A 23,753-nucleotide genomic window follows, 5' to 3' on the forward strand; every position below is an offset into this window, starting at 1 on the left:
ACTCCTTGGCCAGCAGGGCGATCAGGGCCTTGTTGGCCTTGCCCTTCTCGGGCGGAGCGGAGGTGGCGATCTTCAGCGACTCGCCCAGCACCCCCACGATGCGGTCGCGCGACGCGCCGGGGACGACCTTCACAGCGATCACCGCCCCGCCGTCGGCGTCGTGAATGCGGAGCTGGTCGGCGCCCTTCATGGACTACAGCATTCCGGCCTGGCGGGCGTAGTCGAAGATGCCGCCGGCGGCGAGGATCTCGCGCACCCTGGCGGGTCCGCGATTGTAGGCCAGCAAGGCGTAGCGGAAGTCGTTGTCGAACACCTGCATCAAATCGCGCAAGAAGCGGAAGCCGAGCCGCAGATTGATGTCCCTGTCGTACAGCTGCTCCTGCACGAGCGACGGGTCGTAAAACCGAGCGGTGGCCAAACGCAGTTGCGTGTAGCCGACGGCATCGGCATGGCTGGTGGCGCGCTGCTTGAAACCGCTCTCCACCTGCACCAGACGGAATCCGATATCCGGACTGATCCCCTCACTCAAAGCGATATCGTAGATCGCCGCGGTCAGATCGGCCGGAATCTGGTATTGCTCCGAGTAGTGCAGAATGGACTTGGCGCGAGCCAATTCCAGCTGCGTGGTCGCCAGCTCGCCCCGGGCGGTCTCGAGGTCCGACCAGAGACTCCGCACGCCGCGGGACAGGACTTCATAGGAGGGCGGCGCGTTGCCGTCGCTTGCCCGCACCCGGTGGCCCCATCCTGCCAGGGCCGCGATGGCGACCGTTGCGCCGACGAGCAGAGCGCCACGCGCCAAGAGCGGCGGAGTGCCGAGGCGCGTGGGGCCGGCGCCAGGGTGACGGTCTCCAGGCCCAGGGCGCGACACTCCTCGTGCAGCGGAAAGCGGGTGTCTCCTGTTGCCAGCACCAGCAGGGCCCCGGCGCCGCTGGCCTCCACCAGTGCCGGCAGCAGTTCGGCCCCGGCGGTGCCGCGAACCACCCCCGGGGCGTCCAGCAGCAGCGCCCCGGCGGGGGCCTGCTCGGCCAGACGTCGCACCGCCTGCACCAGCGGCAGCCGGAATCTGGCGGCATCCAGGGTGGCCAGGGCGGCGATCGCTTCCAGCCGCCACTCCCCCGCTTCCCAGCGGCCCAGGCAGGCCGCGCCGGGTGGCCCGATGCGGGGCAGCCCCGGATCGCCGCTCAGGCAGTGGCAGGCCTGGCCTCGGGCGGCCAGGGTCGCCGCGGCGGCGCGCACTAGGGTGCTCTTGCCGCTGCCCGGCGCGCCGGCCACCAGTACGCGCTGATGGCGCTGCAGCAGGGCCAGCAGGGGGTGGTTCGCGGGGAGGTGCTCGGTCGGCGCAGGCATATGGTGGGGCTCTCGACATCGATTTGCCCAGTGTGGGGGGATTGCCGAGGGACGACCACCCCCGGCGGATGGCCTCTGGTATACTGCCGCCCATTCCGCAGCCATCGAATTCGCAGGAGTCAGCATGACCCGTATCGCCATCGTCGGTGTCGCCGGCCGCATGGGCCGCACCCTGGTCAACGCCGTGCAGCAGGATGACGGCGCCACCCTGGCCGGCGGCATCGTCGAGCCCGGAAGCTCCTTGGTGGGGGCCGATATCGGCGAGCTGGCGGGGCTCGGCAAGCTGGGCGTGGCCGCCGTGGACTCGCTCGAGGCCCTTGCCGATGACGTCGACGTGCTGATCGACTTCACCGCCCCGCAGGTGACCCTGGCCAACCTGGCCTTCTGTGCCGAGCACGGCAAACGCATCGTCATCGGTACCACTGGCCTGAACGATGAGGAACTCGCCGCCCTGGACGGTTATCGGGATCGCGTGCCGATGGTCTTCGCGCCCAACATGAGCGTGGGCGTCAACCTGACGCTGAAGCTGCTCGAGACGGCGGCGAAGGCGCTGGGTGACGAGGGCTACGATATCGAGGTGATCGAGGCTCACCACCGTCACAAGGTGGATGCGCCTTCTGGGACGGCGCTGAAGATGGGCGAGGTGGTGGCCGAGAGCCTGGGTCGTACCCTCAAGGAGCACGGCGTCTTCGCCCGCGAGGGCCAGTGCGGGCCGCGCAGTGACAAGGAGATCGGCTTCGCCACGGTGCGCGCCGGCGACATCGTCGGCGAGCACACCGTGATGTTCGCCACCGAGGGCGAGCGCATCGAGATCACCCACAAGGCCTCGAGCCGCATGACCTTCGCCAAGGGCGCGGTGCGCGCCGCGCGCTGGGTGGTCGGGCAGGCCAACGGCCGTTACTCGATGCAGGACGTGCTTGGGTTGGAATGAGGGAACTTGTGGGAGCCGTGCTTGCACGGCGATGGGTGCCCTCCGCCTATCGCGCTGCAAGCAGCGCTCCCACAAATTGATGGCCTCCGCCTTTCGCCGTGCAAATCGAAGAGTCGAACCGACGACTCCCACAAAGCCCACCGCAGGCTATGGCGTGACCTGTCCCCTTGGCAGCCCAGTATCGATGGCCCGGTCGGGGGTAGCCGCCGGGCACCATTTCCTGTAATATCCCTAAAATTTTGGCCGGGTGCGCGGGCAAACAGCCCTCTCGAGCGCTTGTTGCTTCGGCCCAGGCATTCCGAGCGAATGACAACAAGCGGGGTGAAACCGGTCTTACATCGGGTTTCGTCCCGCTTTTTTGCGGGCCGGCCACCCGGGGCCCGGCCATGGCCCCGCAGTATTCCTTGACGAGCTGTCTCGATAGCTCTCGCAAAAAACCTGGGAGGACGTTGCATTGAACAGACCCGCGATACTGGCCCTGGAAGACGGAAGTGTATTCCACGGCACGGCCATCGGTGCCGATGGACAAACCAGCGGTGAGGTGGTGTTCAATACGGCCATGACCGGTTACCAGGAAATCCTGACCGACCCCTCCTATGCCCGTCAGATCGTCACCCTTACCTATCCGCACATCGGCAACACCGGCGTCAACGCCGAGGACGTCGAGTCCGGCGCCATCGCCGCCGCCGGCCTGGTGATCCGTGACCTTCCCCTGCTGGCCAGCAGCTTCCGCTCCGAGCAGTCGCTCTCCGACTACCTCAAGGGCCAGAACGTGCTCGGCATCGCCGACATCGATACCCGCCGCCTGACCCGCCTCCTGCGCGACAAGGGAGCTCAGAACGGCGCTATCCTGGCCGGTGTCGAGGCCGAGGGCGACGATGCCGTGGAGCGGGCCCTGGCGGCGGCCCGGGCCTTCCCCGGCCTCAAGGGCATGGACCTGGCCAAGGTGGTCTCCTGCCAGTCGCCCCACGACTGGAACGAGGGCGAGTGGGCCCTGGGCCAGGGCTACGCCGATGCGGGGGCTGCGGAGCGCCCCTACCACGTGGTCGCCTACGACTTCGGTGCCAAGCGCAACATCCTGCGCATGCTCGCCTCCCGTGGCTGCCGGCTGACCGTCGTGCCGGCCCAGACCCCGGCCGATGAGGTGCTGGCCATGGCTCCGGACGGCATCTTCCTCTCCAATGGCCCCGGCGACCCCGAGCCCTGCGACTACGCCATCAAGGCCATCGAGGCGTTCCTCGAGACCGAGATCCCACTGTTCGGCATCTGCCTGGGCCACCAGCTGCTGGCCCTGGCCAGCGGCGCCGCCACGGTGAAGATGGGGCATGGCCACCACGGCGCCAACCACCCGGTGCAGGACCTCGACAGCGGCAAGGTGATGATCACCAGCCAGAACCACGGCTTCGCCGCCGACGAGATGAGTCTGCCGGCCACCCTGCGGGCCACCCACCGCTCGCTGTTCGACGGCACCCTGCAGGGCATCGAGCGCACTGACCGCCCGGCCTTCAGCTTCCAGGGCCACCCTGAGGCGAGCCCCGGCCCGCGCGACATGTCGCCGCTGTTCGACCGTTTCGTCACCATGATGAAGGAACGCCGCTAGGCGCGAATCGCCCTACATCAGACCGTCATTCATCGATTAGCCGCGGAAACCGTCATGCCCAAGCGTACCGACATCAAGAGCATCCTGATCATTGGTGCTGGCCCCATCGTCATCGGCCAGGCCTGCGAATTCGACTACTCCGGCGCTCAGGCCTGCAAGGCGCTGCGCGAGGAGGGCTACCGGGTCATCCTGGTCAACTCCAACCCGGCGACCATCATGACTGACCCGGTGATGGCCGACGCCACCTATATCGAGCCGATCACCTGGCAGACGGTGGAAAAGATCATCGAGGCCGAGCGCCCCGATGCTATTCTGCCGACCATGGGCGGCCAGACGGCGCTCAACTGTGCGCTGAATCTGGACAAGCATGGTGTGCTGGCGAAGTACGGCGTGGAGATGATCGGCGCCAACGCCGATGCCATCAACATGGCCGAGGACCGCGACCTCTTCGACCAGGCCATGAGGCGCATCGGCCTGGAGTGCCCCAAGGCCGAGGTGGCGCACAGCATGGAAGAGGCCTGGCGCATCCAGGCATCGCTGGGCTTCCCGGCAATTATTCGTCCCTCCTACACCATGGGCGGCTCCGGCGGCGGCGTGGCCTACAACAAGGAGGAGTTCGAGGAGATCTGCATCCGTGGCTTCGAGCTCTCCAGCAACCATGAGCTGCTGATCGATGAGTCGCTGCTGGGCTGGAAGGAGTACGAGATGGAGGTCGTTCGCGACAAGAACGACAACTGCATCATCGTCTGCGCCATCGAGAACTTCGACCCCATGGGCGTGCATACCGGCGACTCCATCACTGTGGCACCGGCCCAGACGCTCACCGACAAGGAATACCAGATCATGCGCGACGCCTCGCTGGCGGTGCTGCGTGAAATCGGCGTCGAGACCGGTGGGTCCAATGTGCAGTTCGGCGTGGATCCCGATACCGGGCGCGTGGTGGTCATCGAGATGAACCCGCGGGTGTCGCGCTCCTCGGCCCTGGCCTCCAAGGCCACCGGCTTCCCGATCGCCAAGATCGCCGCCAAGCTGGCGGTGGGCTATACCCTCGACGAGCTGCAGAACGACATCACCGGCGGGCGCACCCCGGCCTCTTTCGAGCCGTCCATCGACTATGTCGTCACCAAGATCCCGCGCTTCACCTTCGAGAAGTTCCCCCAGGCCAACGATCGGCTGACCACGCAGATGAAGTCGGTGGGCGAGGTGATGGCGATCGGCCGTACCTTCCAGGAGTCGCTCCAGAAGGCGCTGCGCGGCCTGGAGACCGGCAACGATGGCCTCGACCCCAAGGTCACCGAATTCACCACCGAGGCCATGGCGCATATCAAGGGCGAGCTGCAGGCCGCTGGCGCCGAGCGCATCTTCTTCGTCGCCGACGCCATGCGGGCCGGGATGAGCATCGACGAGATCTTTGCGCTGACCAACATCGACCGCTGGTACCTGGCCCAGATCGAGGACCTGGTGAAGGACGAGCAGGCGGTGGCGAAGCGCTCGCTCTCCGAATTCACTTCCCGCGAGCTGTTCGCCCTCAAGCGCAAGGGCTTCAGCGACGCCCGCCTGGCGAGCCTGCTGGGGGTTGCCGAGAAGGAGTTTCGTAAGACCCGCCAGAAGGCCGGCATCCGTCCGGTCTACAAGCGGGTCGACACCTGCGCCGCGGAGTTTGCCTCGGATACTGCCTACATGTACTCCACCTACGAGGAGGAGTGCGAGGCCGAGGTCTCTGACCGCCAGAAGATCATGGTGCTGGGTGGCGGGCCCAACCGTATCGGCCAGGGCATCGAGTTCGACTACTGTTGCGTGCATGCCGCCTTTGCCATGCACGACGACGGTTACGAGACCATCATGGTCAACTGCAACCCGGAGACCGTCTCCACCGACTACGACACCAGTGACCGCCTCTACTTCGAGCCGGTGACCCTGGAGGACGTGCTGGAGATCGCCGACAAGGAGCAGCCGGCGGGTGTGATCGTGCAGTTCGGCGGCCAGACCCCGCTGAAGCTGGCGCGTGAGCTCGAGGCCGCCGGCGTGCCGATCATCGGCACGACACCGGACGCCATCGACCGCGCCGAGGATCGCGAGCGCTTCCAGCAGATGATCGACAAGCTGGGCCTCAAGCAGCCGCCCAACGCCACCGCACGCAGCTTCGAGGAGGCCTTTGCCAAGGCCGAGGCCATCGGCTACCCGCTGGTGGTGCGCCCCAGCTACGTGCTGGGCGGGCGCGCCATGGAGATCGTCTACGACGCCTCCGAGCTCGAGAACTACATGACCCACGCGGTCAAGGTCTCCAACGACTCCCCGGTGCTGCTCGACCACTTCCTCAATGCGGCCATCGAGATCGACATCGATGCGGTCAGCGACGGGCATCAGGTGATCATCGGCGGCATCATGCAGCACATCGAGCAGGCCGGCGTGCACTCCGGCGACTCCGCCTGCTCGCTGCCGCCCTACTCGCTGCCCGCCGAGGTGCAGGACGCGATGCGCGAGCAGGTCAGGCAGATGGCCGTGGAGCTCGGCGTCAAGGGCCTGATGAACGTGCAGCTGGCCTGGCAGGACGGCGAGATCTACGTCATCGAGGTCAATCCGCGCGCCTCGCGCACCGTGCCCTTCGTCTCCAAGTGCATCGGTACTTCCCTGGCCCAGGTCGCCGCGCGCTGCATGGCCGGCACTACCCTGGTCGAGCAGGGCTTCACCCGCGAGATCGTGCCGCACTTCTTCAGCGTCAAGGAGGCCGTCTTCCCGTTCAACAAGTTCCCGGGGGTTGATCCGATCCTCTCGCCGGAGATGAAGTCCACCGGCGAGGTGATGGGCAGTGGCGATACCTTCGCCGAGGCCTTCTACAAGGCGCAGCTCGGCGCCGGCGAGGCGATCCCGCCCCTCGAGGGCGACCGCAAGGCGTTCCTTTCGGTGCGTGAGCCGGACAAGGCGGGAGTTATCGAGGTGGCACGTTCTCTGGTAACCTTAGGGTTCACTCTGTGCGCGACCCGCGGTACCGCTGCCGCCCTCGAGGCCGCCGGTATCGACGTCGAGCTCGTGAACAAGGTCTATGAAGGCCGGCCGCATATCGTCGATCTGCTCAAGAACGACGAGGTCGCCTATATCGTCAACACCACCGAGGGCCGCCAGGCCATCAATGACTCCTCGGTGATCCGCCGCACCGCACTCGTCCGCAAGGTCCCCTATGCCACCACCCTGGCAGGGGCCAATGCCGTTTGCATGGCGCTCGAATACGGTAATGCCATTACCGTGCGGCGGTTACAGGAACTGCATGCAGGAGCGATACAATGAACAAGGTCCCGATGACCGTCGTCGGTGAACAGCGGCTTCGCAAGGAGCTCGAGGAGCTCAAGGGTGAGGCGCGGCCCAGGGTAATTGCCGCCATCGCCGAGGCTCGCGAGCATGGCGACTTGAAGGAGAACGCCGAATACCACGCGGCCCGCGAGCAGCAGGGCTTCATCGAGGGGCGCATCCAGGAGATCGAGGGCAAGCTCTCCAATGCCCAGGTGATCGACGTCACCAAGCTGCCCCAGACCGGCAAAGTGATCTTCGGTGTGACCGTGGGACTGATCAACCTGGAGACCGACGAGGAGGTGACCTACCGCATCGTTGGTGAGGACGAGGCCGAGATCAAGGCCGGCCGCATCTCGGTGACCTCGCCCATCGCCCGTGCCCTGATCGGCAAGGAGGAGGGCGACGTGGTGGGGGTGAAGACCCCCGGCGGCGAGGTCGAGTACGAGATCTCGAGCGTCGAGCATCTGTGACCTTCGGTCAGCTGTAAGCCATAAGCTTTAAGCTGCAAGAAAACACCCCCGAGGCGGAACCTCGGGGGTGTGTCGGTTTGACTTACAGCTTACGGCTTAACGCTTACAGCTCTGAGCGATAGCTCAGCGCCGCCCGTGATGATTCTCGAAGCGCGTGATGTTGGAGAGCTTCGGGTTGGCCCGAGGGTTGTGGCGATAGAGCAGGGCCATCTTGCCGATCTTCTGGACCAGTTCGGCACCGCTCGCCGTGATCAGCTCGTCGAGCATGGCGTCGCGGTCGTCGCGGTCGGGCAGGGCGAGCTTGACCTTGACCAACTCATGGTCGCCCAGGGCGCGGTCGAGCTCGGCCAGGACGCCTTCGGACGCCCCGTTCTCGGAGACGGTGACCACGGGGTCGAGGTGGTGGCCGATGCTGCGGAATGCTTTCTTTTGTGCCTGTGACAAGCTCATGGTATCTTGCTTCTTCCCGGTTGGCGCGCAGCGCACATGGTACGGTGAAACGCCGCGCGGCGAAAGCTCGGCGCCCCGCCAGTATCATGGCTTCTCCGCCTGGGCCCGCAGATCAGCACCCCGTCGCACCTCCTCCAGGTCTTTCCGGAATCCGCTCGACTGCCTGTCATTCATGGTCATTCACAGGTGATGCCGTGGCACGTTCCAATGCTTCCCGCTCCAAGGGCGCTGCCGGCAAGGCGCCGTCCAGCAAGACCAGCAAGGGCTGGCTGAAGGAGCACTTCGACGACCGCTTCGTGCAGCAGAGCTGGCAGGATGGCTATCGCAGCCGCGCCAGCTACAAGCTGCTGGCGCTGGACGAGAAGGACCGCCTGCTGCGACGCGGGATGACGGTGATCGACCTGGGCGCCGCCCCCGGGGGGTGGAGTCAGGTGGCCGCCGAGAAGGTCGGCTCCGAGGGGGTGGTGATCGCCTCCGACATCCTCGAGATGGATGCCCTGGCGGATGTCGACTTCATCCAGGGCGACTTCACCGAGGAGAGTGTGCTCGAGGCAATCCTCGAGACCCTCGGCGATCGCCCGGTGGACCTTGTGATGTCGGACATGGCCCCCAACATGAGTGGTATGGCGGCCATCGACCAGCCCCAGGCCATGTACCTGGTGGAGCTGGCGCTGGACCTGGCGCGCCAGACGCTCTCGCCCGGTGGCACCTTCCTGGCCAAGGTGTTCCAGGGCGAGGGGTTCGATGCCTTTCTCAAGGAGCTGCGCGGCAGCTTCGCGCGGGTGGTGACCCGCAAGCCGGAGGCCTCCCGGGCGCGCTCCCGCGAGGTCTACCTGCTGGCAGAAGGGTTTCGCGGCTGAGGCACGTCCTCGACCGCACACAGGGCGTGGCCACGATAGGCCGTGCCTAACGGGCCGATTGCCGGACACGGCGCCGCGACTGTGTCACAGTGATGGCAGTTTCACGCTCCGGTCGTAGGCTGGCTGAACATGTGCCGCTCATGTAGTGTCGAAAGACCAGGCATTTTCGGCCGACAGATTTTTGCAATGAGGGTAGTCCCTTGAACGACATGGCGAAGAACCTGATTCTGTGGTTGGTCATCGCGGCGGTGCTGCTGACGGTGTTCAACAACTTCAGCGTCGATAGCTCACCGCAGGCGATGAACTACTCCCAGTTCGTCCAGCAGGTGCAGAACGAGCAGATCCGTAACGTGACCATCGATGGCTACACCATCACCGGTGAGCGTTCGGACGGTTCCCAGTTCCGTACTATCCGCCCGGCGGCCGAGGATCCCAAGCTGATGGACGATCTGCTGGCCAATAACGTCACCGTGGTGGGCAAGGAGCCCGAGCAGCAGAGCCTGTGGATGCGGCTGCTGATCGCCAGCTTCCCGATCCTGCTGATCCTGGCGATCTTCATGTTCTTCATGCGCCAGATGCAGGGCGGCGGGGCCGGCAAGGGTGGCCCGATGAGCTTCGGCAAGTCCAAGGCCAAGCTGCTCTCCCAGGATCAGATCAAGACCACATTTTCTGATGTCGCCGGCTGTGACGAGGCCAAGGAGGAGGTCGAGGAGCTGGTCGACTTCCTGCGTGACCCGACCAAGTTCCAGCGTCTGGGCGGTACCATTCCCCGAGGCGTGCTGATGGTGGGTCCGCCGGGTACCGGCAAGACATTGCTCGCCAAGTCCATCGCCGGCGAGGCCAAGGTGCCGTTCTTCTCGATCTCGGGTTCCGACTTTGTCGAGATGTTCGTAGGTGTCGGTGCCTCCCGTGTGCGTGACATGTTCGAGCAGGCCAAGAAGCAGGCGCCTTGCATCATCTTCATCGACGAGATTGACGCCGTGGGCCGTTCACGCGGCGCCGGAATGGGGGGTGGCAACGACGAGCGCGAGCAGACCCTGAACCAGCTGCTGGTCGAGATGGACGGCTTCGAGCCCAACGAGGGCATCATCGTCATCGCCGCTACCAACCGTCCCGACGTGCTCGACCCGGCGCTGCTGCGCCCGGGCCGCTTCGACCGCCAGGTGGTGGTGCCGCTGCCGGACATTCGTGGCCGCGAGCATATCCTCAACGTGCATCTGCGCAAGGTGCCGCTGGCCGACGACGTCAAGCCTTCGCTGATCGCGCGTGGCACGCCGGGCTTCTCCGGCGCCGACTTGGCCAACCTGGTCAACGAGGCCGCGCTGTTCGCCGCGCGGCGCAACAAGCGCCTGGTAAGCATGGAAGAGCTCGACATGGCCAAGGACAAGATCATGATGGGCGCCGAGCGCAAGTCCATGGTCATGACCGACAAGGAGAAGCTCAACACCGCCTACCACGAGTCGGGTCACGCCATCATCGGCCTGGTGATGCCGGAGCACGACCCAGTCTACAAGGTGACCATCATCCCTCGTGGTCGGGCGCTGGGCGTGACCATGTTCCTGCCGGAGGAGGATCGCTACAGCCTCTCCCGCCAGCAGATCATCAGTCAGATCTGCTCACTGTTCGGCGGCCGCATCGCCGAGGAGATGACGCTGGGGCCGAACGGTGTCACCACCGGCGCCTCCAACGATATCAAGCGGGCCACTGAGCTGGCACATAACATGGTGGCCAAGTGGGGCCTCTCCGAGGAGATGGGCCCGATCATGTACGACGAGGACGAGTCGCACCAGTTCATGGGGGGTCCGTCCCAGGGCGGCAAGCTCAAGTCCGGCGAGACCACCTCCAAGCTGGACAAGGAAGTGCGCAAGATCATCGATGGCTGCTACGAGCAGGCCAAGAATATCCTCGAGGAAAACCGCGACAAGCTCGATGCCATGGCCGATGCGCTGATGAAGTACGAGACCATCGACTCCTATCAGCTCAAGGACATCATGGAAGGGCGTGATCCGCGGCCCCCCGAGGGCTGGGACGACCCGAGCAGCGGAGCCCCCTCGGGCGGCGAACCGCGCCCCGAGCCCGCCCCGGAGCCGAGCGACGATACCGAGGACGACGAGACGCCCACGCGTCGGCCCTCCGACCCGCTGGGTGGCCCGGCCGGCAGCTGAGGCCATCCGCCAAGCAACCACAGGCGCCCTGCGGGGCGCCTTTGCCGTTCGACCAACAGGAAGATGATGGATACTCGTACATCGACGCATCTGCCGTGTGGCCGACACCGGCTCGACCTCTCCTTTCCCCGCATCATGGGGATCCTCAACGTCACCCCCGACTCCTTCTCCGATGGTGGCCGCCATGCGGTGCCGGATGACGCCCTGCGTCATGCCGAACAGTTGCTGGCCGAGGGGGCCGCAATCATCGACGTGGGTGGCGAGTCCACGCGTCCCGGTGCCGAGCCGGTCTCCGTCCAGCAGGAGCTGGACCGGGTGGTGCCGGTGGTGGAGGCCCTGGTGCGCGAGTTCGATGCCCTGGTCTCGGTGGATACCAGCACGCCCGAGGTGATGCAGGCCACGACACAGGCCGGTGCCGGGATGATCAACGACGTGCGCAACCTGCGTCGCGAGGGGGCACTGGCGGCGGCGGTCGCCAGTGGTCTGCCGGTGTGCCTGATGCACATGGTCGGCGAGCCCGGTGATATGCAGAATGACCCGCGCTACGACCGGCCGGTGGAGGAGGCCGTGGCCACTTTCCTGTCGGAGCGGGTGGCAGCCTGCGAGGCGGCCGGCTTGCGTCGCGAGCGCATGCTGCTCGACCCGGGCTTCGGCTTTGCCAAGTCGGTGGAGCACAACCTGCGCCTGCTCAAGCACATGGATCGGCTGGAGGCGCTCGGGCTGCCGTTGCTGGTGGGCATGTCGCGCAAGAGCATGATCGGCAAGGTGCTGGGGCGACCGGTCGAGGAGCGCCTCTCCGGCGGCCTGGCGCTCTCCGCCCTGGCGGTGGAGCGCGGCGCCCGTATCCTGCGCGTCCACGACGTGGGGCCCCACGTGGACGCGGTGAACATGACCTGGGCCGTACTCGAGGAAGGCAGTACGCATGACTAGACGCTATTTCGGCACCGATGGCATCCGCGGCACCGTGGGGGAGCCTCCCATCACGGCCGACTTCATGCTCAAGCTGGGCTGGGCCACCGGCCGGGTGCTGACCAAGGCGAAGGGGCGTGCCCGGGTGATGATCGGCAAGGACACCCGGATCTCGGGCTACATGTTCGAGTCGGCCCTGGAAGCGGGCCTTTCCGCCGCCGGCGTCGACGTGATGCTGCTGGGGCCCATGCCGACCCCGGCGATCGCCTACCTGACTCGCACCTTTCGTGCCGATGCGGGCATCGTCATCTCGGCTTCCCACAATCCCTTTCAGGATAACGGCATCAAGTTTTTCTCCGCCGCCGGCAACAAGCTGGCCGACGAGGTCGAGGCGCGCATCGAGGTGATGCTCGAGGAGTCGCTGACCACCGTGGCGCCGGATCGCCTGGGCAAGGCGATGCGGGTCGATGATGCCCCCGGTCGCTATATCGAGTTCTGCAAGTCGACCATCCCCAATCGGGTCAGCCTGCACGGGCTGAAGATGGTCGTCGACTGCGCCCATGGCGCCACCTACCACATCGCCCCCAGCGTGTTCCGCGAACTGGGGGCGGAGGTCAGCCTGATCGGTGCCACTCCGGATGGTCTGAACATCAACCAGGAGGTGGGTTCGACCCACCCCGCCGCGCTGCGGGCGGCCGTGATCCAGCAGGGGGCCGACCTCGGCGTGGCCTTCGACGGCGACGGCGACCGCGTGCTGCTGGTGGATGCCGACGGCCGCCAGATCGACGGCGACGACATCCTCTACCTGATCGCCAGGGATCGTCATGCCCGTGGCGATCTGGGCGGTGGCGTGGTGGGTACCCTGATGTCCAACTTCGGGCTGGCGGCTGCCATGGAGGAGCTCGACATCCCCTTCGAGCGGGCCAGGGTCGGGGACCGCTACGTGATGGAGCGGCTGGCGGCCAATGGCTGGCAGCTGGGCGGGGAGTCCTCCGGCCATATCGTGTGCGGTCATGTGCAGACCACCGGTGATGGCATCGTCTCGGCGCTGCAGGTACTGGCGATCATGGTTCGCGAACAGCAGTCGCTGGGTCGCTTGCTCGCCGGCCTGCAGAAGGCGCCCCAGGCGCTTGTTAACGTGCGCCTGACGCCGGGCAGCGATGCCAAGGCGCTGTTGGAGCAGGCCTCGCTCAAGCAGGCGGTGAACACGCTGGAGACGAAGCTGGGTGATCAGGGGCGGGTGCTGCTGCGGGCCTCGGGCACCGAGCCGCTGATCCGGGTGATGGTCGAGGGGCGCCCCCACCTGGATGTTGATGCCCTGGCGCGTCGCCTGGCCGGCGACGTCGAGGCGCTGCTCGGCTGATCGGAGGTAGGGGCGTCACGGGGCTGGTTGTCTTGAATGGGCCCCTCCTATACCATTTCGCACCACCTTGAAAGAGGAAACCTCATGCGCATGCCGCTGATCGCCGGAAACTGGAAGATGAACGGCTCCCTTGCCCTGGTCGAGGAGTTTGGCCAGGCCCTTGCCGATGTCTCCCTTCCCGTGAACGTCGAGGTGGCGCTGATGGTGCCCTTCCCCTTTCTGGAGGCAGCGGGCCGGGCGCTCGGCGAAACATCGGTGACGGTCGGGGCTCAGACGCTCAGCGACCGCCCGTCAGGGGCCTTCACCGGTGAGGTCAGCGCGGCGATGTTGCGCGAGTGTGGTGCCCGGCTGGTGCTGGTGGGCCATTCGGAGCGGCGCACCCTGTTCGGGGAAGACGATGCCGCGGTTCTGGCCCGCGTCGAGGCGGCCCTGTGTGAGCGGCTCACACCGGTGCTGTGCGTCGGCGAGACTCTCGAGGAGCGCGAGGCCGAGCGGACCGAGACGGTGGTGCTGGGTCAGCTCGAGGCGGTGCTCGATGCGCTGGCCCCGGAGGAGCGCGCTCGCCTGGTAGTTGCCTATGAGCCCGTCTGGGCGATCGGCACCGGCCGCACGGCGAGCCCCGAGCAGGCTCAGGCGGTCCACGCGGCCATCCGCGAGCGCCTGGCGCGTTATGACGAGGCGTTTGCCGACGGCATGCGTCTGCTGTACGGCGGCAGCATGAAAGCGGATAATGCCGCGGAGCTGCTCGCCCAGCCCGATATCGACGGCGGCCTGGTGGGCGGAGCTTCGCTCAAGGTCGACGATTTCCTAGCCATTTGTCAGTCAGCAGGTTGAATCCATGCAAGTTGCCATTCTCATGACCCATGTGGTGATCGCCATCGCCCTGGTCGTCCTGATCCTGCTGCAGCAGGGCAAGGGCGCCGAAGCCGGTGCCGCCTTCGGCGGCGGTGCCTCCCAGACCGTGTTCGGCTCGCAGGGCAGCGGCAGCTTCCTGGCGAAGTTTACCGGGCTGCTGGCGGTGGCCTTCTTCGCCACTTCTCTGACCCTGGCCTGGTTCGCCTCCCAGGCAGGCGAGGCGCCCGAGGCCGGCATTCCCGATGCCGAGATGATCGAGCAGCAGAATGCCGTGCCGACTCTTGACGATGCTGGCCGCAATGTGGATAATACGTCGCCAGCGCTGGAGGAAAGCGGCAACTGATGCCGTCATCCAGCCTCCCCTATGCCGAAGTGGTGGAATTGGTAGACACGCTATCTTGAGGGGGTAGTGGCCTTATGGCCGTGCGGGTTCAAGTCCCGCCTTCGGCACCATATTCGAAGTGATCGATGCAGCTGTCGAGGCTTCGAAGCAGGATTGGCAAAATGCGGTGTTGCCGCTTGACGAAGTCGTCATGCGGGCTTACAATCACCGACCTAGATTGATGCGGGGTGGAGCAGTCTGGTAGCTCGTCGGGCTCATAACCCGAAGGTCATCGGTTCAAATCCGGTCCCCGCTACCATCTTCCTGGCAGGCATGCAGTTGTTGAGGGGCATGCCAAAGAGCCGAAGTGGTATACAGGTTTCTTGTGAAAGCCCCTTCCTGTGAAGGGGCTTTTTGTTAGCAGCTTGCCAGCCGGAGACGGCGGCGCTGTTCCGGGCAACGCCAATCAGCCACCTGACTCTTCTCTTCACTCCCGGCCAGGTGCCTGATGCAACGGCTGTAGGAGCTTTCTTCCGTGGCAATCAAGGATGCTGCGCTACATGCGCTGATCGAACCGGTGGTCTCCGCCATGGGGTTCGAGCTATGGGGCATCGATCATCTGTCCCAGGGCAAACACTCCCGCCTGGTGATCTACATCGATCATGATGACGGGGTCAGCGTGGACGATTGCGCCGACGTCAGTCGCCAGGTCAGCGCGGTGCTCGATGTCGAGGATCCGGTGCCCGGTGAGTATCGACTGGAAGTCTCCTCGCCGGGCATGGACCGGCCGCTGTTCACCCTCGAGCAGTTCGGGCGCTACGCCGGTCATGTGGTGGCGGTGAAGCTGCGGCTGCCCTTCGACGGCCGGCGCAAGTTCCAGGGGCTGCTGGTCGGGGTCGAGAGTGACGAGGTGCTGCTGCAGATCGACGGCGAGGAATATTGCTTTCCCATCGAGGGCATCGATCAGGCGCGGGTCGTCCCGCAGTTCACGTGATGAGCTCGGTGCATAAGGACAGGTTCACTGGCGAGGCTAAGGCATGAGTAAAGAAATTCTGGCGGTCGTCGATGCGATCTCTAACGAGAAGGGGGTCTCCCGCGAGGTGATCTTCGAGGCCGTCGAGGCGGCCCTGGCCAGTGCATCGCGCAAGCGCTTCGAAGACGAGGAAGCTAGCGTGCGCGTGCACATTGACCGTGATACCGGCGACTACGAGACGTTCCGTCGCTGGGAAGTGGTCGAGGATGATGACTTCGACGGGCCCGATGCCCAGATCAAGCTCTCCTTCGCCGAACGTCGTGACCCGCCCTTGGGGCTGGGTGACGTCGTCGAGGAGCGCATCGAGAACGCCTCCTTCGGCCGAATTGCCGCCCAGACCGCCAAGCAGGTCATCGTGCAGAAGGTGCGCGAAGCCGAGCGGGCCGAGGTGGTGCGCCAATATGCCGAGCGCGAGGGTGAGCTGGTCGCCGGTATCGTCAAGAAGACGACACGCGACGGCCTGATCATCGACCTGGGCGAGAATGCCGAGGCCTTCCTGCCGCGCAGCGAGATGATCCCCGGCGAGCGCTACCGCATGAACGAGCGGGTCCGCGCGCTGCTGGTCAAGGTCGACCCGGAGGCGCGCGGCGCCCAGTTGATCCTGTCGCGCACCTGCCCGGAGCTGATCATCGAGCTGTTCAGCATCGAGGTGCCGGAGATCGCCGAGCAGCTCATCGAGATCAAGGGCGCGGCACGCGATCCGGGCTCGCGGGCCAAGATCGCGGTCAAGACCAATGACCGGCGTATCGACCCCGTGGGGGCCTGTGTGGGCATGCGCGGCTCGCGGGTGCAGGCGGTCTCCTCGGAGCTGCAGAACGAGCGCGTGGACATCGTGCTGTGGGACGACAACCCCGCCCAACTGGTGATCAACGCCATGGCGCCGGCGGATGTCGCCTCGATCCTCGTCGATGAGGATTCCCACGCCATGGACGTGGCCGTCGCCGAGGACAACCTGGCCCAGGCCATCGGCCGTAGTGGCCAGAACGTGCGCCTGGCCTCCGAGCTCACTGGATGGCGGCTCAACGTCATGACCGAGGAGGAGGCCGAGACCAAACGCGATCAGGAGATCGACAGCCTGGTCGAGCATTTTATCCAGCACCTTGGCATCGACGAGGACGTGGCGCGTCTGCTGGTGGAAGAGGGCTTCACCTCCCTGGAGGAAGTTGCCTATGTGCCGGTCGAGGAGATGCTGGAGATCGAGGAGTTCGACGAGGAGCTCATCGAGGAGCTGCGCGCTCGTGCCAAAGATGAACTGCTGAACCTGGCCATCGCCTCCGAGGAGGAGCTCGATGGCGCCCAGCCGGCCGACGACCTGCTGGAGATGGACGGTATGGAACGCCATCTGGCCTTCATCCTGGCCAGTCGGGGTATTGTCACCATGGAGGACCTGGCCGAGCAGTCCGTCGATGACCTGTTGGACATCGAGGGCATCGACGAGGAGCGCGCCGCGGCACTGATAATGACTGCCCGTGCGCCATGGTTCGAGAGCGAACAGTAAACGGGTCACGGGCTGAGGAGGGTCGTAATGTCAGAAATGACCGTTAAGGATTTTGCAGCGAAGGTGGGGCGTGATGTGCCTCGCCTGCTGGAGCAGATGAAAGAAGCCGGGCTCGGTCAGAAGTCCGAGAGCGATGCCGTGTCCGAGGAGGACAAGCGTCAGCTGCTCGACTATCTCACCAAGAGTCACGGCGGCAGCGGTACCGGAGCGAAGGACCGCATCACCCTGACGCGCAAGACGCGCAGCCGCATCAAGACCGGCGAGCGTGGCAAGAGCATCGAGGTGCAGGTGCGCAAGAAGCGCACCTACGTCAAGCGTGCCGAGGAAGAGACCAAGCCGGAGCCGGCAGAAGACGCCGGGCCGCGCCAGTTGGTGGGCGACATGGCAGATTCCCAGCAGGCTCAGGCCGACAAGGATGCCCGCGAGGCCGAGGAAGCCAAGGCGCGCGCCGCCGAGGAGTCCGCCCGCGAGGCAGCGGCCAAGCTCGAGGCTGAGAAGGCCGCCGTCGAACCCGAGATTCCGGTACCGGAACTCGAGGCCGCCACGCCCTCGGAGGAGCCCCCGGCTCCGCCCAAGGAGGGACGTCCCGAATCCCGTCGCGCTGCGGTCAAGAAGGCCACCACGAAGGCCGGAAAGAAAGGCCGTGGCGAGCGTGAGGACGATCGCGGTGATCGCGAGGAGCGTCGCCGTGGGGGCAAGAAGGCCAAGCGCGCCGAGCGTCGTGGTGGCCGCCGCGGTGGCGGCAGCCAGGGTGGCGGCAAGCACGGCTTCCAGAAGCCGACCCAGCCGATCGTCCGCGAGGTCTCCATCCCCGAGTCGATCAGCGTCGCCGAGCTGGCCGATAAGATGTCGATCAAGGCGAACGAGGTCATCAAGGCCATGTTCACCATGGGCGCGGCGGTGACCATCAATCAGACCATCGACCAGGACACCGCGGCCATCGTGGTCGAGGAGATGGGCCACAAGCCCAAGCTGGTCAAGGATGATGCGCTGGAAACCGAGGTCCTCGAGGGCATCTCCTACGAGGGCGAAGAGATCACCCGCTCGCCGGTGATCACGGTCATGGGTCACGTCGACCACGGCAAGACCTCGCTGCTTGATTACATCCGCAAGGCCAAGGTGGCCACCGGTGAAGCCGGCGGCATCACCCAGCACATCGGCGCCTACCACGTCGAGGATGACCACGGCGGCGCGACCTTCCTGGATACCCCGGGCCACGCGGCGTTCACCGCCATGCGTGCCCGCGGTGCCAAGGCCACCGACGTGGTCGTGCTGGTGGTGGCCGCCGACGACGGCGTGATGCCCCAGACCATCGAGGCGATCGAGCACTCGCGGGCGGCCGAGGTGCCGATGGTGGTCGCGGTCAACAAGATCGACAAGCCGGGCATCGACCTGGACCGGATCAAGAATGAGCTTTCGCAGCACGGCGTGATCTCCGAGGAGTGGGGCGGCGACACCCAGTTCGTATATGTCTCCGCGCACACTGGCGAGGGCATCGAGGAGCTGCTGGAAGCCATCCAGCTGGTCTCCGAGGTGCTCGAGCTCAAGGCCGTCCCCGAGGCGCCCGGCAAGGGCGTGGTGGTCGAGTCCCGCCTGGACAAGGGCCGCGGCCCGGTGGCTACGGTGCTGGTCCAGAACGGTACCCTGAAGAAGGGCGATATCGTGCTGGCCGGCCTGCACTACGGCCGTGTTCGCGCGCTGACCAACGAGTTGGGCAAGCAGGTCGACGAGGCCGGTCCCTCCACGCCGGTAGAGATCCAGGGCCTCGGCGGTACCCCCGAAGCGGGCGACGACTTCATGGTGCTGGCCGATGAGAAGAAGGCCCGTGAGGTTGCCAACTTCCGGCAGGGCAAGTACCGCGAGGTGCGCCTGGCGCGTCAGCAGAAGGCCAAGCTGGAGAATATGTTCAGCCAGATGGGCCAGGAGGTTGCCGCCAAGCTCAACATCGTGCTCAAGGCCGATGTCCAGGGTTCCCTGGAAGCGATCAAGGGCGCCCTGGAAGAGCTCTCCACTGACGAGGTGGAAGTGGCCGTGGTCTCCTCGGGCGTGGGTGGCATCACCGGTACCGATGCCAACCTGGCGCTGGCCAGTGATGCCATCGTGGTCGGCTTCAACGTGCGTGCCGACGCCGCGGCCCGCGAGATCATCGAACGTGAAGGCCTGGATCTACGCTACTACAGCGTCATCTACCAGTTGATCGACGAGGTCAAGCAGGCCATGAGCGGCATGCTGGCACCGGAGTGGAAGGAAGAGATCGTCGGCGTGGCCGAGGTTCGTGACGTCTTCCGCGCACCCAAGATCGGTGCCGTGGCCGGCTGCATGGTGGTCGAGGGCAGCGTCTTCCGTAACAAGAAGATCCGCGTGCTGCGCGACAATGTGGTGATCTACGAGGGCGAGCTCGAGTCCCTGCGCCGCTTCAAGGACGACGTCCAGGAAGTGCGCAGCGGTATGGAGTGTGGCATCGGCGTGAAAAACTACAACGATGTCCAGGTCGGCGACAAGATCGAGGTCTTCGATCAGGTCAAGGTCGAGCGGACCCTCTAAGGCCCCCAGGAGTCGACCATGCGGGAATTCAAGCGTACCGACCGGGTCGCCGACCAGCTCCAGAAGGAGCTGGCGGTGCTCATCCAGCGCGAGGTCAAGGACCCGCGCCTGGGCATGGTCACCGTCAGCGGGGTCGAGGTCAGTCGCGACCTCGGCTATGCCGACGTCCATGTGACCCTGCTGGGCGAGCAGACGCCCGAGCACATCAAGGAGAACCTGGCGGTGCTCAAGCGGGCCGCCGGTTTCCTGCGCAGCCAGATCGCTCGTCGCATCAAGCTGCGCCATGTCCCGGAGCTGCGCTTCCACTATGACGAGAGCGTGGTGCGCGGCCAGCGGCTCTCGTCGCTGATCGACGAGGCCGTCGCCAGCGACCAGGCCCATCAGGACGAGGCGGCGGATGACGACCGAGGTTCGGTAGACAGTTCTGCAACAGATAGTTTTGCAAAAAAAGACGAGCGCGACTGATGGCACGGCGGCGTCGCGGATTGCCGATGAACGGCGTACTGCTGCTGGACAAGCCCGCGGGCGTGTCCAGCAACCATGCGCTGCAGCGGGTTCGGCGCCTGTTCCAGGCCCAGAAGGCCGGTCACACGGGAACGCTGGACCCCATGGCCACTGGCCTGCTGCCGGTCTGCTTCGGCGAGGCGACCAAATTCTCCGCCCATCTGCTGGAGGCTGATAAGGTCTACCGCACCCGGGTGGAGCTCGGTGCGATCACCGATACCGGCGATGCGGAGGGCGAGGTGGTCGAGCGTCGCGAGGTGCCCCGGCTGACCGAGGCCGACGTCGAGGGCGTGCTCGAGCGCTTCCGCGGCGAGCTCGACCAGGTGCCGCCGATGTATTCGGCGCTCAAGCACCAGGGGCGCAAGCTCTACGAGCTGGCCCGCGAGGGCAAGTCGATCAAGCGTGCAGCCAGGCGCGTGACGGTGTATGATGCGCGCCTTCTTGCTCTTGCCGACACGGCCTTCGACCTTGAAGTGCGCGTCAGCAAGGGTACCTATATCCGTACCCTGGCCGAGGACATCGGCCAGGTGCTGGGTTGCGGAGCGCACATCAGCGCGCTGCGTCGCCTGGAGACGGGGCCCTTTACGGAGGAGGGCATGCTGACCCTCGACGCGCTGGAGGCTATGGCCGGCCAGGCCGAGCGTGAGGCGGTATTGTTGCCCGTCGACGTGCTGGTCGATCATCTGCCGCGTCTAGAGGTCACTGGTCCGGCGGCCAGGCAACTGACCCATGGCCAGGTGGCCCGGGTCGAGACCGGCGAGTTGTCCGGGGATGAGACAGCAAGACTCTACTGCGACGGGGCCTTCCTGGGCCTTGGCGTGGTGGCGGGGCCACAGGAGGTGGCTCCGAAACGGTTGCTGAGCACCGCAGCCGACTGAAGGAAGAAACGCCCGAGACTGCAAATATGCGTGGTCTCACACACTCATCATTCAGGCATATTGTTTACTGGAGAGACAGATGGCACTAACAGCCGAGCAGAAGTCCACAATCGTCAACGAGTACGGTCGCGGCGATAACGACACCGGTTCCCCTGAAGTGCAGGTGGCCCTGCTGAGCGCCAACATTGATGGCCTGCAGGACCACTTCAAGACCAACAAGCAGGATCACCACTCCCGTCGTGGCCTGATCCGCATGGTCAACCAGCGCCGCAAGCTGCTGGACTACCTGAAGCGCAAGGATTTCGAGCGCTATCAGTCGCTGATCCAGCGTCTGGGCCTGCGCCGCTAAGCGACGCATCTCACGCGGTAACGAAACGGGCAGCCTACGGGCTGCCCGTTTTGCATCTATGGAGGGTCAAGCCACGGCGCGGGGCTGATCCGGAGCACAGGCCCCGGCGCCCCTCGTGGCCCGCCTCTATTGGAAATGTCGCTAACCGGTGGCCGCCGCGGGCGTCAACCCCTAAAATGGTCGCCGAGTCAAAACGACCCAAACACAGAAAAGTTGAAGGAAGTCGCCGTGAATCCGGTCAAGAAAACGTTTCAGTACGGTCGCAGCACCGTCACCCTGGAAACCGGGCGCATCGCCCGCCAGGCTACCGGGGCCGTGATGGTCACCATGGACGACACCGTGGTGCTCTGCACCGTGGTGGCCAAGAAGGAGGCCAATCCTGCGCAACCCTTCTTCCCGCTGGGGGTGTTCTATCAGGAGAAGACCTACGCGGTCGGCAAGATTCCCGGCGGCTTCTTCAAGCGCGAGGGGCGTCCCACCGAGAAGGAGACCCTTACCTCGCGGCTGATCGACCGCCCCATCCGCCCGCTCTTCCCCAAGGGCTTCATGAACGAGGTGCAGGTGGTCTGCTCGGTGCTCTCCACCGACCGCAACCATGACCCGGACATCGCCGCGATGCTCGGCACCTCCGCGGCCCTGGCTATCTCCGGCGTGCCCTTCAACGGTCCGATCGGCGGCGCGCGCGTGGGCTTCACCGAGGACGACGGCTACTTCCTCAACCCCACCGTCGAGGAACTGGTCGACTCCGAGCTCAACATGGTGGTTGCCGGCACCGAGAAGGCGGTGCTGATGGTCGAGTCCGAGGCCAACGAGCTGCTCGAGGACGAGATGCTCGGTGCGGTGCTCTACGCCCATCAGGAGATGCAGGTGGCCATTCAGGCCATCAACGAGCTGACCGCCGAGGCGGGCAAGCCGAAGTGGGACTGGCAGTCCCCTGCCGAGAACACCGCCCTCAAGGGCGCCTTGGCCGATGCCTTCGAGCAGAAGGTTGGCGAGGCCTATCGCATCACCGACAAGATGGCCCGCCAGGACGCTCTCGCCGCTCTCAAGGATCAGGCGGTGGAGCAGCTCGCCGGCGAGGATGAGGGCAAGTACGACGCCGACGAGGTCAAGGGCGCTTTCTCCGGCCTGGAGAAGCGCGTGGTACGTTCGCGCGTGGTCAAGGGCGAGCCGCGCATCGACGGCCGCGATCACAAGACCGTGCGTCCGCTGGATATCGAGGTCGGCACCCTGCCCAAGACCCATGGCTCGGCGATCTTCACTCGCGGCGAGACCCAGGCCATCGTGGTGGCGACGCTGGGCACCCTGCGGGACTCGCAGCTGATCGAGTCGCTGGAGGGTGAGCGCAAGGACCGCTTTCTGCTGCACTACAACTTTCCCCCTTACTGCGTGGGCGAGACAGGCTTCATGGGCGGTCCCAAGCGCCGCGAGATCGGCCATGGCCGCCTGGCGCGCCGCGGCGTGCAGGCCATGCTGCCCGACGAGGCGGAGTTCCCCTACACCATTCGTGTGGTCTCCGAGATCACCGAGTCCAATGGCTCGAGCTCCATGGCCTCGGTGTGCGGCTCATCGCTGGCCCTGATGGATGCCGGCGTGCCGATGAAGGCCCCGGTGGCTGGCATCGCCATGGGCCTGGTCAAGGATGAGGATGGCTTCGCCGTGCTCACCGACATCCTGGGTGATGAGGACCACCTCGGCGATATGGACTTCAAGGTGGCAGGCTCGGCTGCCGGCGTTACCGCCCTGCAGATGGACATAAAGATCGAGGGCATCAACGAGGAGATCATGGAGGTGGCCCTGCAGCAGGCCTATGACGCTCGCCAGCAGATCCTCGAGCAGATGAACACGGTGATCGCCCAGAGCCGTGCCGAGGTTTCCGAGAACGCCCCCTCCATGGCCACCATCAAGATTGACCCGGATAAGATCCGCGACGTCATCGGCAAGGGCGGCGCCACCATCCGCAAGATCTGTGAGGATACCGGTGCCTCCATCGACCTGGACGACGATGGGAGCGTGCGCATCTACGCTGAGGACAAGTCGGCGGCCAAGGCGGCCATCGACACCGTGCTGGCGATCACCGCCGAGCCCGAGATCGGCAAGCTCTACCGCGGTAAGGTGGTGCGCATCGCCGACTTCGGTGCCTTCGTCAATATCATGCCGGGCACCGACGGCCTGGTGCACATCTCCCAGATCGTGCCGGAGCGGGTCAACGACGTCCGCGACTTCCTCAACGAGGGCGACGAGCCCATCGTCAAGGTGCTCGATATCGACAACCGCAACCGGGTGAAGCTCACCATCAAGGAGATCACGCCGGAAGAGAAAGCGGCGTTCGAGGCCGAGGAGGCCGCCGAGCCCCAGCTGTAAGCCGCCTTCGGCGAGCCGAAAGC

At 65.5% G+C, this 23,753-nt stretch carries 21 protein-coding genes and 2 tRNA genes; 19 read left to right on the forward strand and 4 right to left on the reverse strand.

Annotated features, from left to right (window positions below; all coding sequences use genetic code 11):
- From RI841_RS03385 to RI841_RS03395, 3 genes are all read right to left on the reverse strand, one after another.
- Positions 1-190, reverse strand: a 190-nt coding sequence (locus RI841_RS03385) for a DUF167 domain-containing protein (RefSeq protein WP_310704173.1), incomplete at its 3' end; no start/stop codon positions are given.
- 3 nt (positions 191-193) lie between these two features.
- Positions 194-613, reverse strand: a complete 420-nt coding sequence (locus RI841_RS03390) for a transglycosylase SLT domain-containing protein (RefSeq protein WP_310704174.1) — start codon at positions 611-613, stop codon at positions 194-196.
- Positions 553-1,347: a hypothetical protein gene (locus RI841_RS03395; RefSeq protein ID WP_310704175.1), complete on the reverse strand. Its 795-nt coding sequence runs from the start codon at positions 1,345-1,347 to the stop codon at positions 553-555. Before RI841_RS03395 ends, RI841_RS03390 begins: the two co-directional genes overlap by 61 nt.
- 124 nt (positions 1,348-1,471) lie before the next feature.
- Here RI841_RS03395 and dapB point away from each other — a divergent pair, with 124 nt between their 5' ends.
- The 4 genes from dapB to greA all read left to right on the forward strand — a co-directional run bounded on the left by dapB (position 1,472) and on the right by greA (position 7,636).
- Positions 1,472-2,278, forward strand: a complete 807-nt coding sequence (gene dapB / locus RI841_RS03400) for a 4-hydroxy-tetrahydrodipicolinate reductase (RefSeq protein WP_310704176.1) — start codon at positions 1,472-1,474, stop codon at positions 2,276-2,278.
- Between the two features lie 454 nt (positions 2,279-2,732).
- Positions 2,733-3,878, forward strand: a complete 1,146-nt coding sequence (gene carA / locus RI841_RS03405; protein WP_310704177.1) for a glutamine-hydrolyzing carbamoyl-phosphate synthase small subunit — start codon at positions 2,733-2,735, stop codon at positions 3,876-3,878.
- 54 nt (positions 3,879-3,932) lie between these two features.
- Positions 3,933-7,163, forward strand: a complete 3,231-nt coding sequence (gene carB / locus RI841_RS03410) for a carbamoyl-phosphate synthase large subunit (protein WP_310704178.1) — start codon at positions 3,933-3,935, stop codon at positions 7,161-7,163.
- The gene (gene greA / locus RI841_RS03415; protein WP_310704179.1) at positions 7,160-7,636 is read left to right on the forward strand and encodes a transcription elongation factor GreA; all 477 of its coding nucleotides are present in this window, start codon (positions 7,160-7,162) and stop codon (positions 7,634-7,636) included. The genes carB and greA overlap by 4 nt, the downstream gene beginning before the upstream one ends.
- Positions 7,637-7,759: 123 nt before the next feature.
- Here the strand turns inward: greA and RI841_RS03420 are convergent, their stop codons facing one another.
- On the reverse strand, positions 7,760-8,086 hold the full coding sequence (locus RI841_RS03420) for a YhbY family RNA-binding protein (RefSeq protein ID WP_310704180.1): 327 nt from the start codon (positions 8,084-8,086) through the stop codon (positions 7,760-7,762).
- Positions 8,087-8,280: 194 nt separating this feature from the next.
- Here RI841_RS03420 and rlmE point away from each other — a divergent pair, with 194 nt between their 5' ends.
- The 15 genes from rlmE to pnp all read left to right on the forward strand — a co-directional run bounded on the left by rlmE (position 8,281) and on the right by pnp (position 23,730).
- A complete protein-coding gene (gene rlmE / locus RI841_RS03425; RefSeq protein WP_310704181.1) occupies positions 8,281-8,946 on the forward strand; it encodes a 23S rRNA (uridine(2552)-2'-O)-methyltransferase RlmE in 666 nt (221 codons plus the stop codon).
- 200 nt (positions 8,947-9,146) lie between these two features.
- A complete protein-coding gene (ftsH, locus tag RI841_RS03430) occupies positions 9,147-11,111 on the forward strand; it encodes an ATP-dependent zinc metalloprotease FtsH (RefSeq protein WP_310704182.1) in 1,965 nt (654 codons plus the stop codon).
- 135 nt (positions 11,112-11,246) lie between these two features.
- Positions 11,247-12,041: a dihydropteroate synthase gene (gene folP, locus RI841_RS03435; RefSeq protein WP_310704193.1), complete on the forward strand. Its 795-nt coding sequence runs from the start codon at positions 11,247-11,249 to the stop codon at positions 12,039-12,041.
- Positions 12,034-13,383 carry a phosphoglucosamine mutase gene (gene glmM / locus RI841_RS03440; RefSeq protein ID WP_310704183.1) on the forward strand — a complete coding sequence of 450 codons (1,350 nt, stop codon included), beginning with the start codon at positions 12,034-12,036 and terminating at the stop codon, positions 13,381-13,383. Before folP ends, glmM begins: the two co-directional genes overlap by 8 nt.
- An 84-nt stretch (positions 13,384-13,467) precedes the next feature.
- Complete coding sequence (tpiA, locus tag RI841_RS03445; protein ID WP_310704184.1) at positions 13,468-14,217, forward strand: triose-phosphate isomerase; 750 nt, start codon at positions 13,468-13,470, stop codon at positions 14,215-14,217.
- A 4-nt stretch (positions 14,218-14,221) separates the two neighbouring features.
- Entirely contained in the window at positions 14,222-14,581 is a 360-nt protein-coding gene (gene secG, locus RI841_RS03450) for a preprotein translocase subunit SecG (RefSeq protein WP_310704185.1), read from the forward strand.
- Positions 14,582-14,604: 23 nt separating this feature from the next.
- Positions 14,605-14,691: transfer RNA gene (locus RI841_RS03455), tRNA-Leu, on the forward strand.
- A 111-nt stretch (positions 14,692-14,802) separates the two neighbouring features.
- A tRNA-Met gene (locus RI841_RS03460) sits at positions 14,803-14,879 on the forward strand.
- Positions 14,880-15,095: 216 nt separating this feature from the next.
- The gene (rimP, locus tag RI841_RS03465; protein WP_310704186.1) at positions 15,096-15,554 is read left to right on the forward strand and encodes a ribosome maturation factor RimP; all 459 of its coding nucleotides are present in this window, start codon (positions 15,096-15,098) and stop codon (positions 15,552-15,554) included.
- Positions 15,555-15,597: 43 nt separating this feature from the next.
- A complete protein-coding gene (gene nusA / locus RI841_RS03470; protein WP_310704187.1) occupies positions 15,598-17,091 on the forward strand; it encodes a transcription termination factor NusA in 1,494 nt (497 codons plus the stop codon).
- 27 nt (positions 17,092-17,118) lie between these two features.
- The gene (gene infB / locus RI841_RS03475) at positions 17,119-19,635 is read left to right on the forward strand and encodes a translation initiation factor IF-2 (RefSeq protein ID WP_310704188.1); all 2,517 of its coding nucleotides are present in this window, start codon (positions 17,119-17,121) and stop codon (positions 19,633-19,635) included.
- An 18-nt stretch (positions 19,636-19,653) separates the two neighbouring features.
- Positions 19,654-20,100 (forward strand): 30S ribosome-binding factor RbfA, encoded by a 447-nt coding sequence (rbfA, locus tag RI841_RS03480; RefSeq protein ID WP_310704189.1) that lies wholly within the window; start codon positions 19,654-19,656, stop codon positions 20,098-20,100.
- A complete protein-coding gene (gene truB, locus RI841_RS03485) occupies positions 20,100-21,017 on the forward strand; it encodes a tRNA pseudouridine(55) synthase TruB (RefSeq protein WP_310704190.1) in 918 nt (305 codons plus the stop codon). The genes rbfA and truB overlap by 1 nt, the downstream gene beginning before the upstream one ends.
- 79 nt (positions 21,018-21,096) lie before the next feature.
- Positions 21,097-21,366 (forward strand): 30S ribosomal protein S15, encoded by a 270-nt coding sequence (rpsO, locus tag RI841_RS03490; protein ID WP_310704191.1) that lies wholly within the window; start codon positions 21,097-21,099, stop codon positions 21,364-21,366.
- Positions 21,367-21,594: 228 nt separating this feature from the next.
- Positions 21,595-23,730: a polyribonucleotide nucleotidyltransferase gene (pnp, locus tag RI841_RS03495; RefSeq protein WP_310704192.1), complete on the forward strand. Its 2,136-nt coding sequence runs from the start codon at positions 21,595-21,597 to the stop codon at positions 23,728-23,730.
- The last annotated feature ends 23 nt before the right edge of the window (positions 23,731-23,753 follow it).

The sequence above is a fragment of the Halomonas sp. genome, from assembly GCF_031581305.1.
GTDB lineage: Bacteria > Pseudomonadota > Gammaproteobacteria > Pseudomonadales > Halomonadaceae > Halomonas.

Bases quoted from the DNA above. Each gene is read 5' to 3' on its own strand.
- infB (WP_310704188.1), top strand. From the start codon at position 17,119: ATGTCAGAAATGACCGTTAAGGATTTTGCAGCGAAGGTGGGGCGTGAT.
- folP (WP_310704193.1), top strand. From the start codon at position 11,247: ATGGGGATCCTCAACGTCACCCCCGACTCCTTCTCCGATGGTGGCCGC.
- truB (WP_310704190.1), top strand. From the start codon at position 20,100: ATGGCACGGCGGCGTCGCGGATTGCCGATGAACGGCGTACTGCTGCTG.
- nusA (WP_310704187.1), top strand. From the start codon at position 15,598: ATGAGTAAAGAAATTCTGGCGGTCGTCGATGCGATCTCTAACGAGAAG.
- RI841_RS03395 (WP_310704175.1), bottom strand. From the start codon at position 1,347: ATGCCTGCGCCGACCGAGCACCTCCCCGCGAACCACCCCCTGCTGGCC.
- RI841_RS03420 (WP_310704180.1), bottom strand. From the start codon at position 8,086: ATGAGCTTGTCACAGGCACAAAAGAAAGCATTCCGCAGCATCGGCCAC.
- rbfA (WP_310704189.1), top strand. From the start codon at position 19,654: ATGCGGGAATTCAAGCGTACCGACCGGGTCGCCGACCAGCTCCAGAAG.
- carB (WP_310704178.1), top strand. From the start codon at position 3,933: ATGCCCAAGCGTACCGACATCAAGAGCATCCTGATCATTGGTGCTGGC.
- dapB (WP_310704176.1), top strand. From the start codon at position 1,472: ATGACCCGTATCGCCATCGTCGGTGTCGCCGGCCGCATGGGCCGCACC.
- rpsO (WP_310704191.1), top strand. From the start codon at position 21,097: ATGGCACTAACAGCCGAGCAGAAGTCCACAATCGTCAACGAGTACGGT.
- glmM (WP_310704183.1), top strand. From the start codon at position 12,034: ATGACTAGACGCTATTTCGGCACCGATGGCATCCGCGGCACCGTGGGG.
- greA (WP_310704179.1), top strand. From the start codon at position 7,160: ATGAACAAGGTCCCGATGACCGTCGTCGGTGAACAGCGGCTTCGCAAG.
- tpiA (WP_310704184.1), top strand. From the start codon at position 13,468: ATGCGCATGCCGCTGATCGCCGGAAACTGGAAGATGAACGGCTCCCTT.
- secG (WP_310704185.1), top strand. From the start codon at position 14,222: ATGCAAGTTGCCATTCTCATGACCCATGTGGTGATCGCCATCGCCCTG.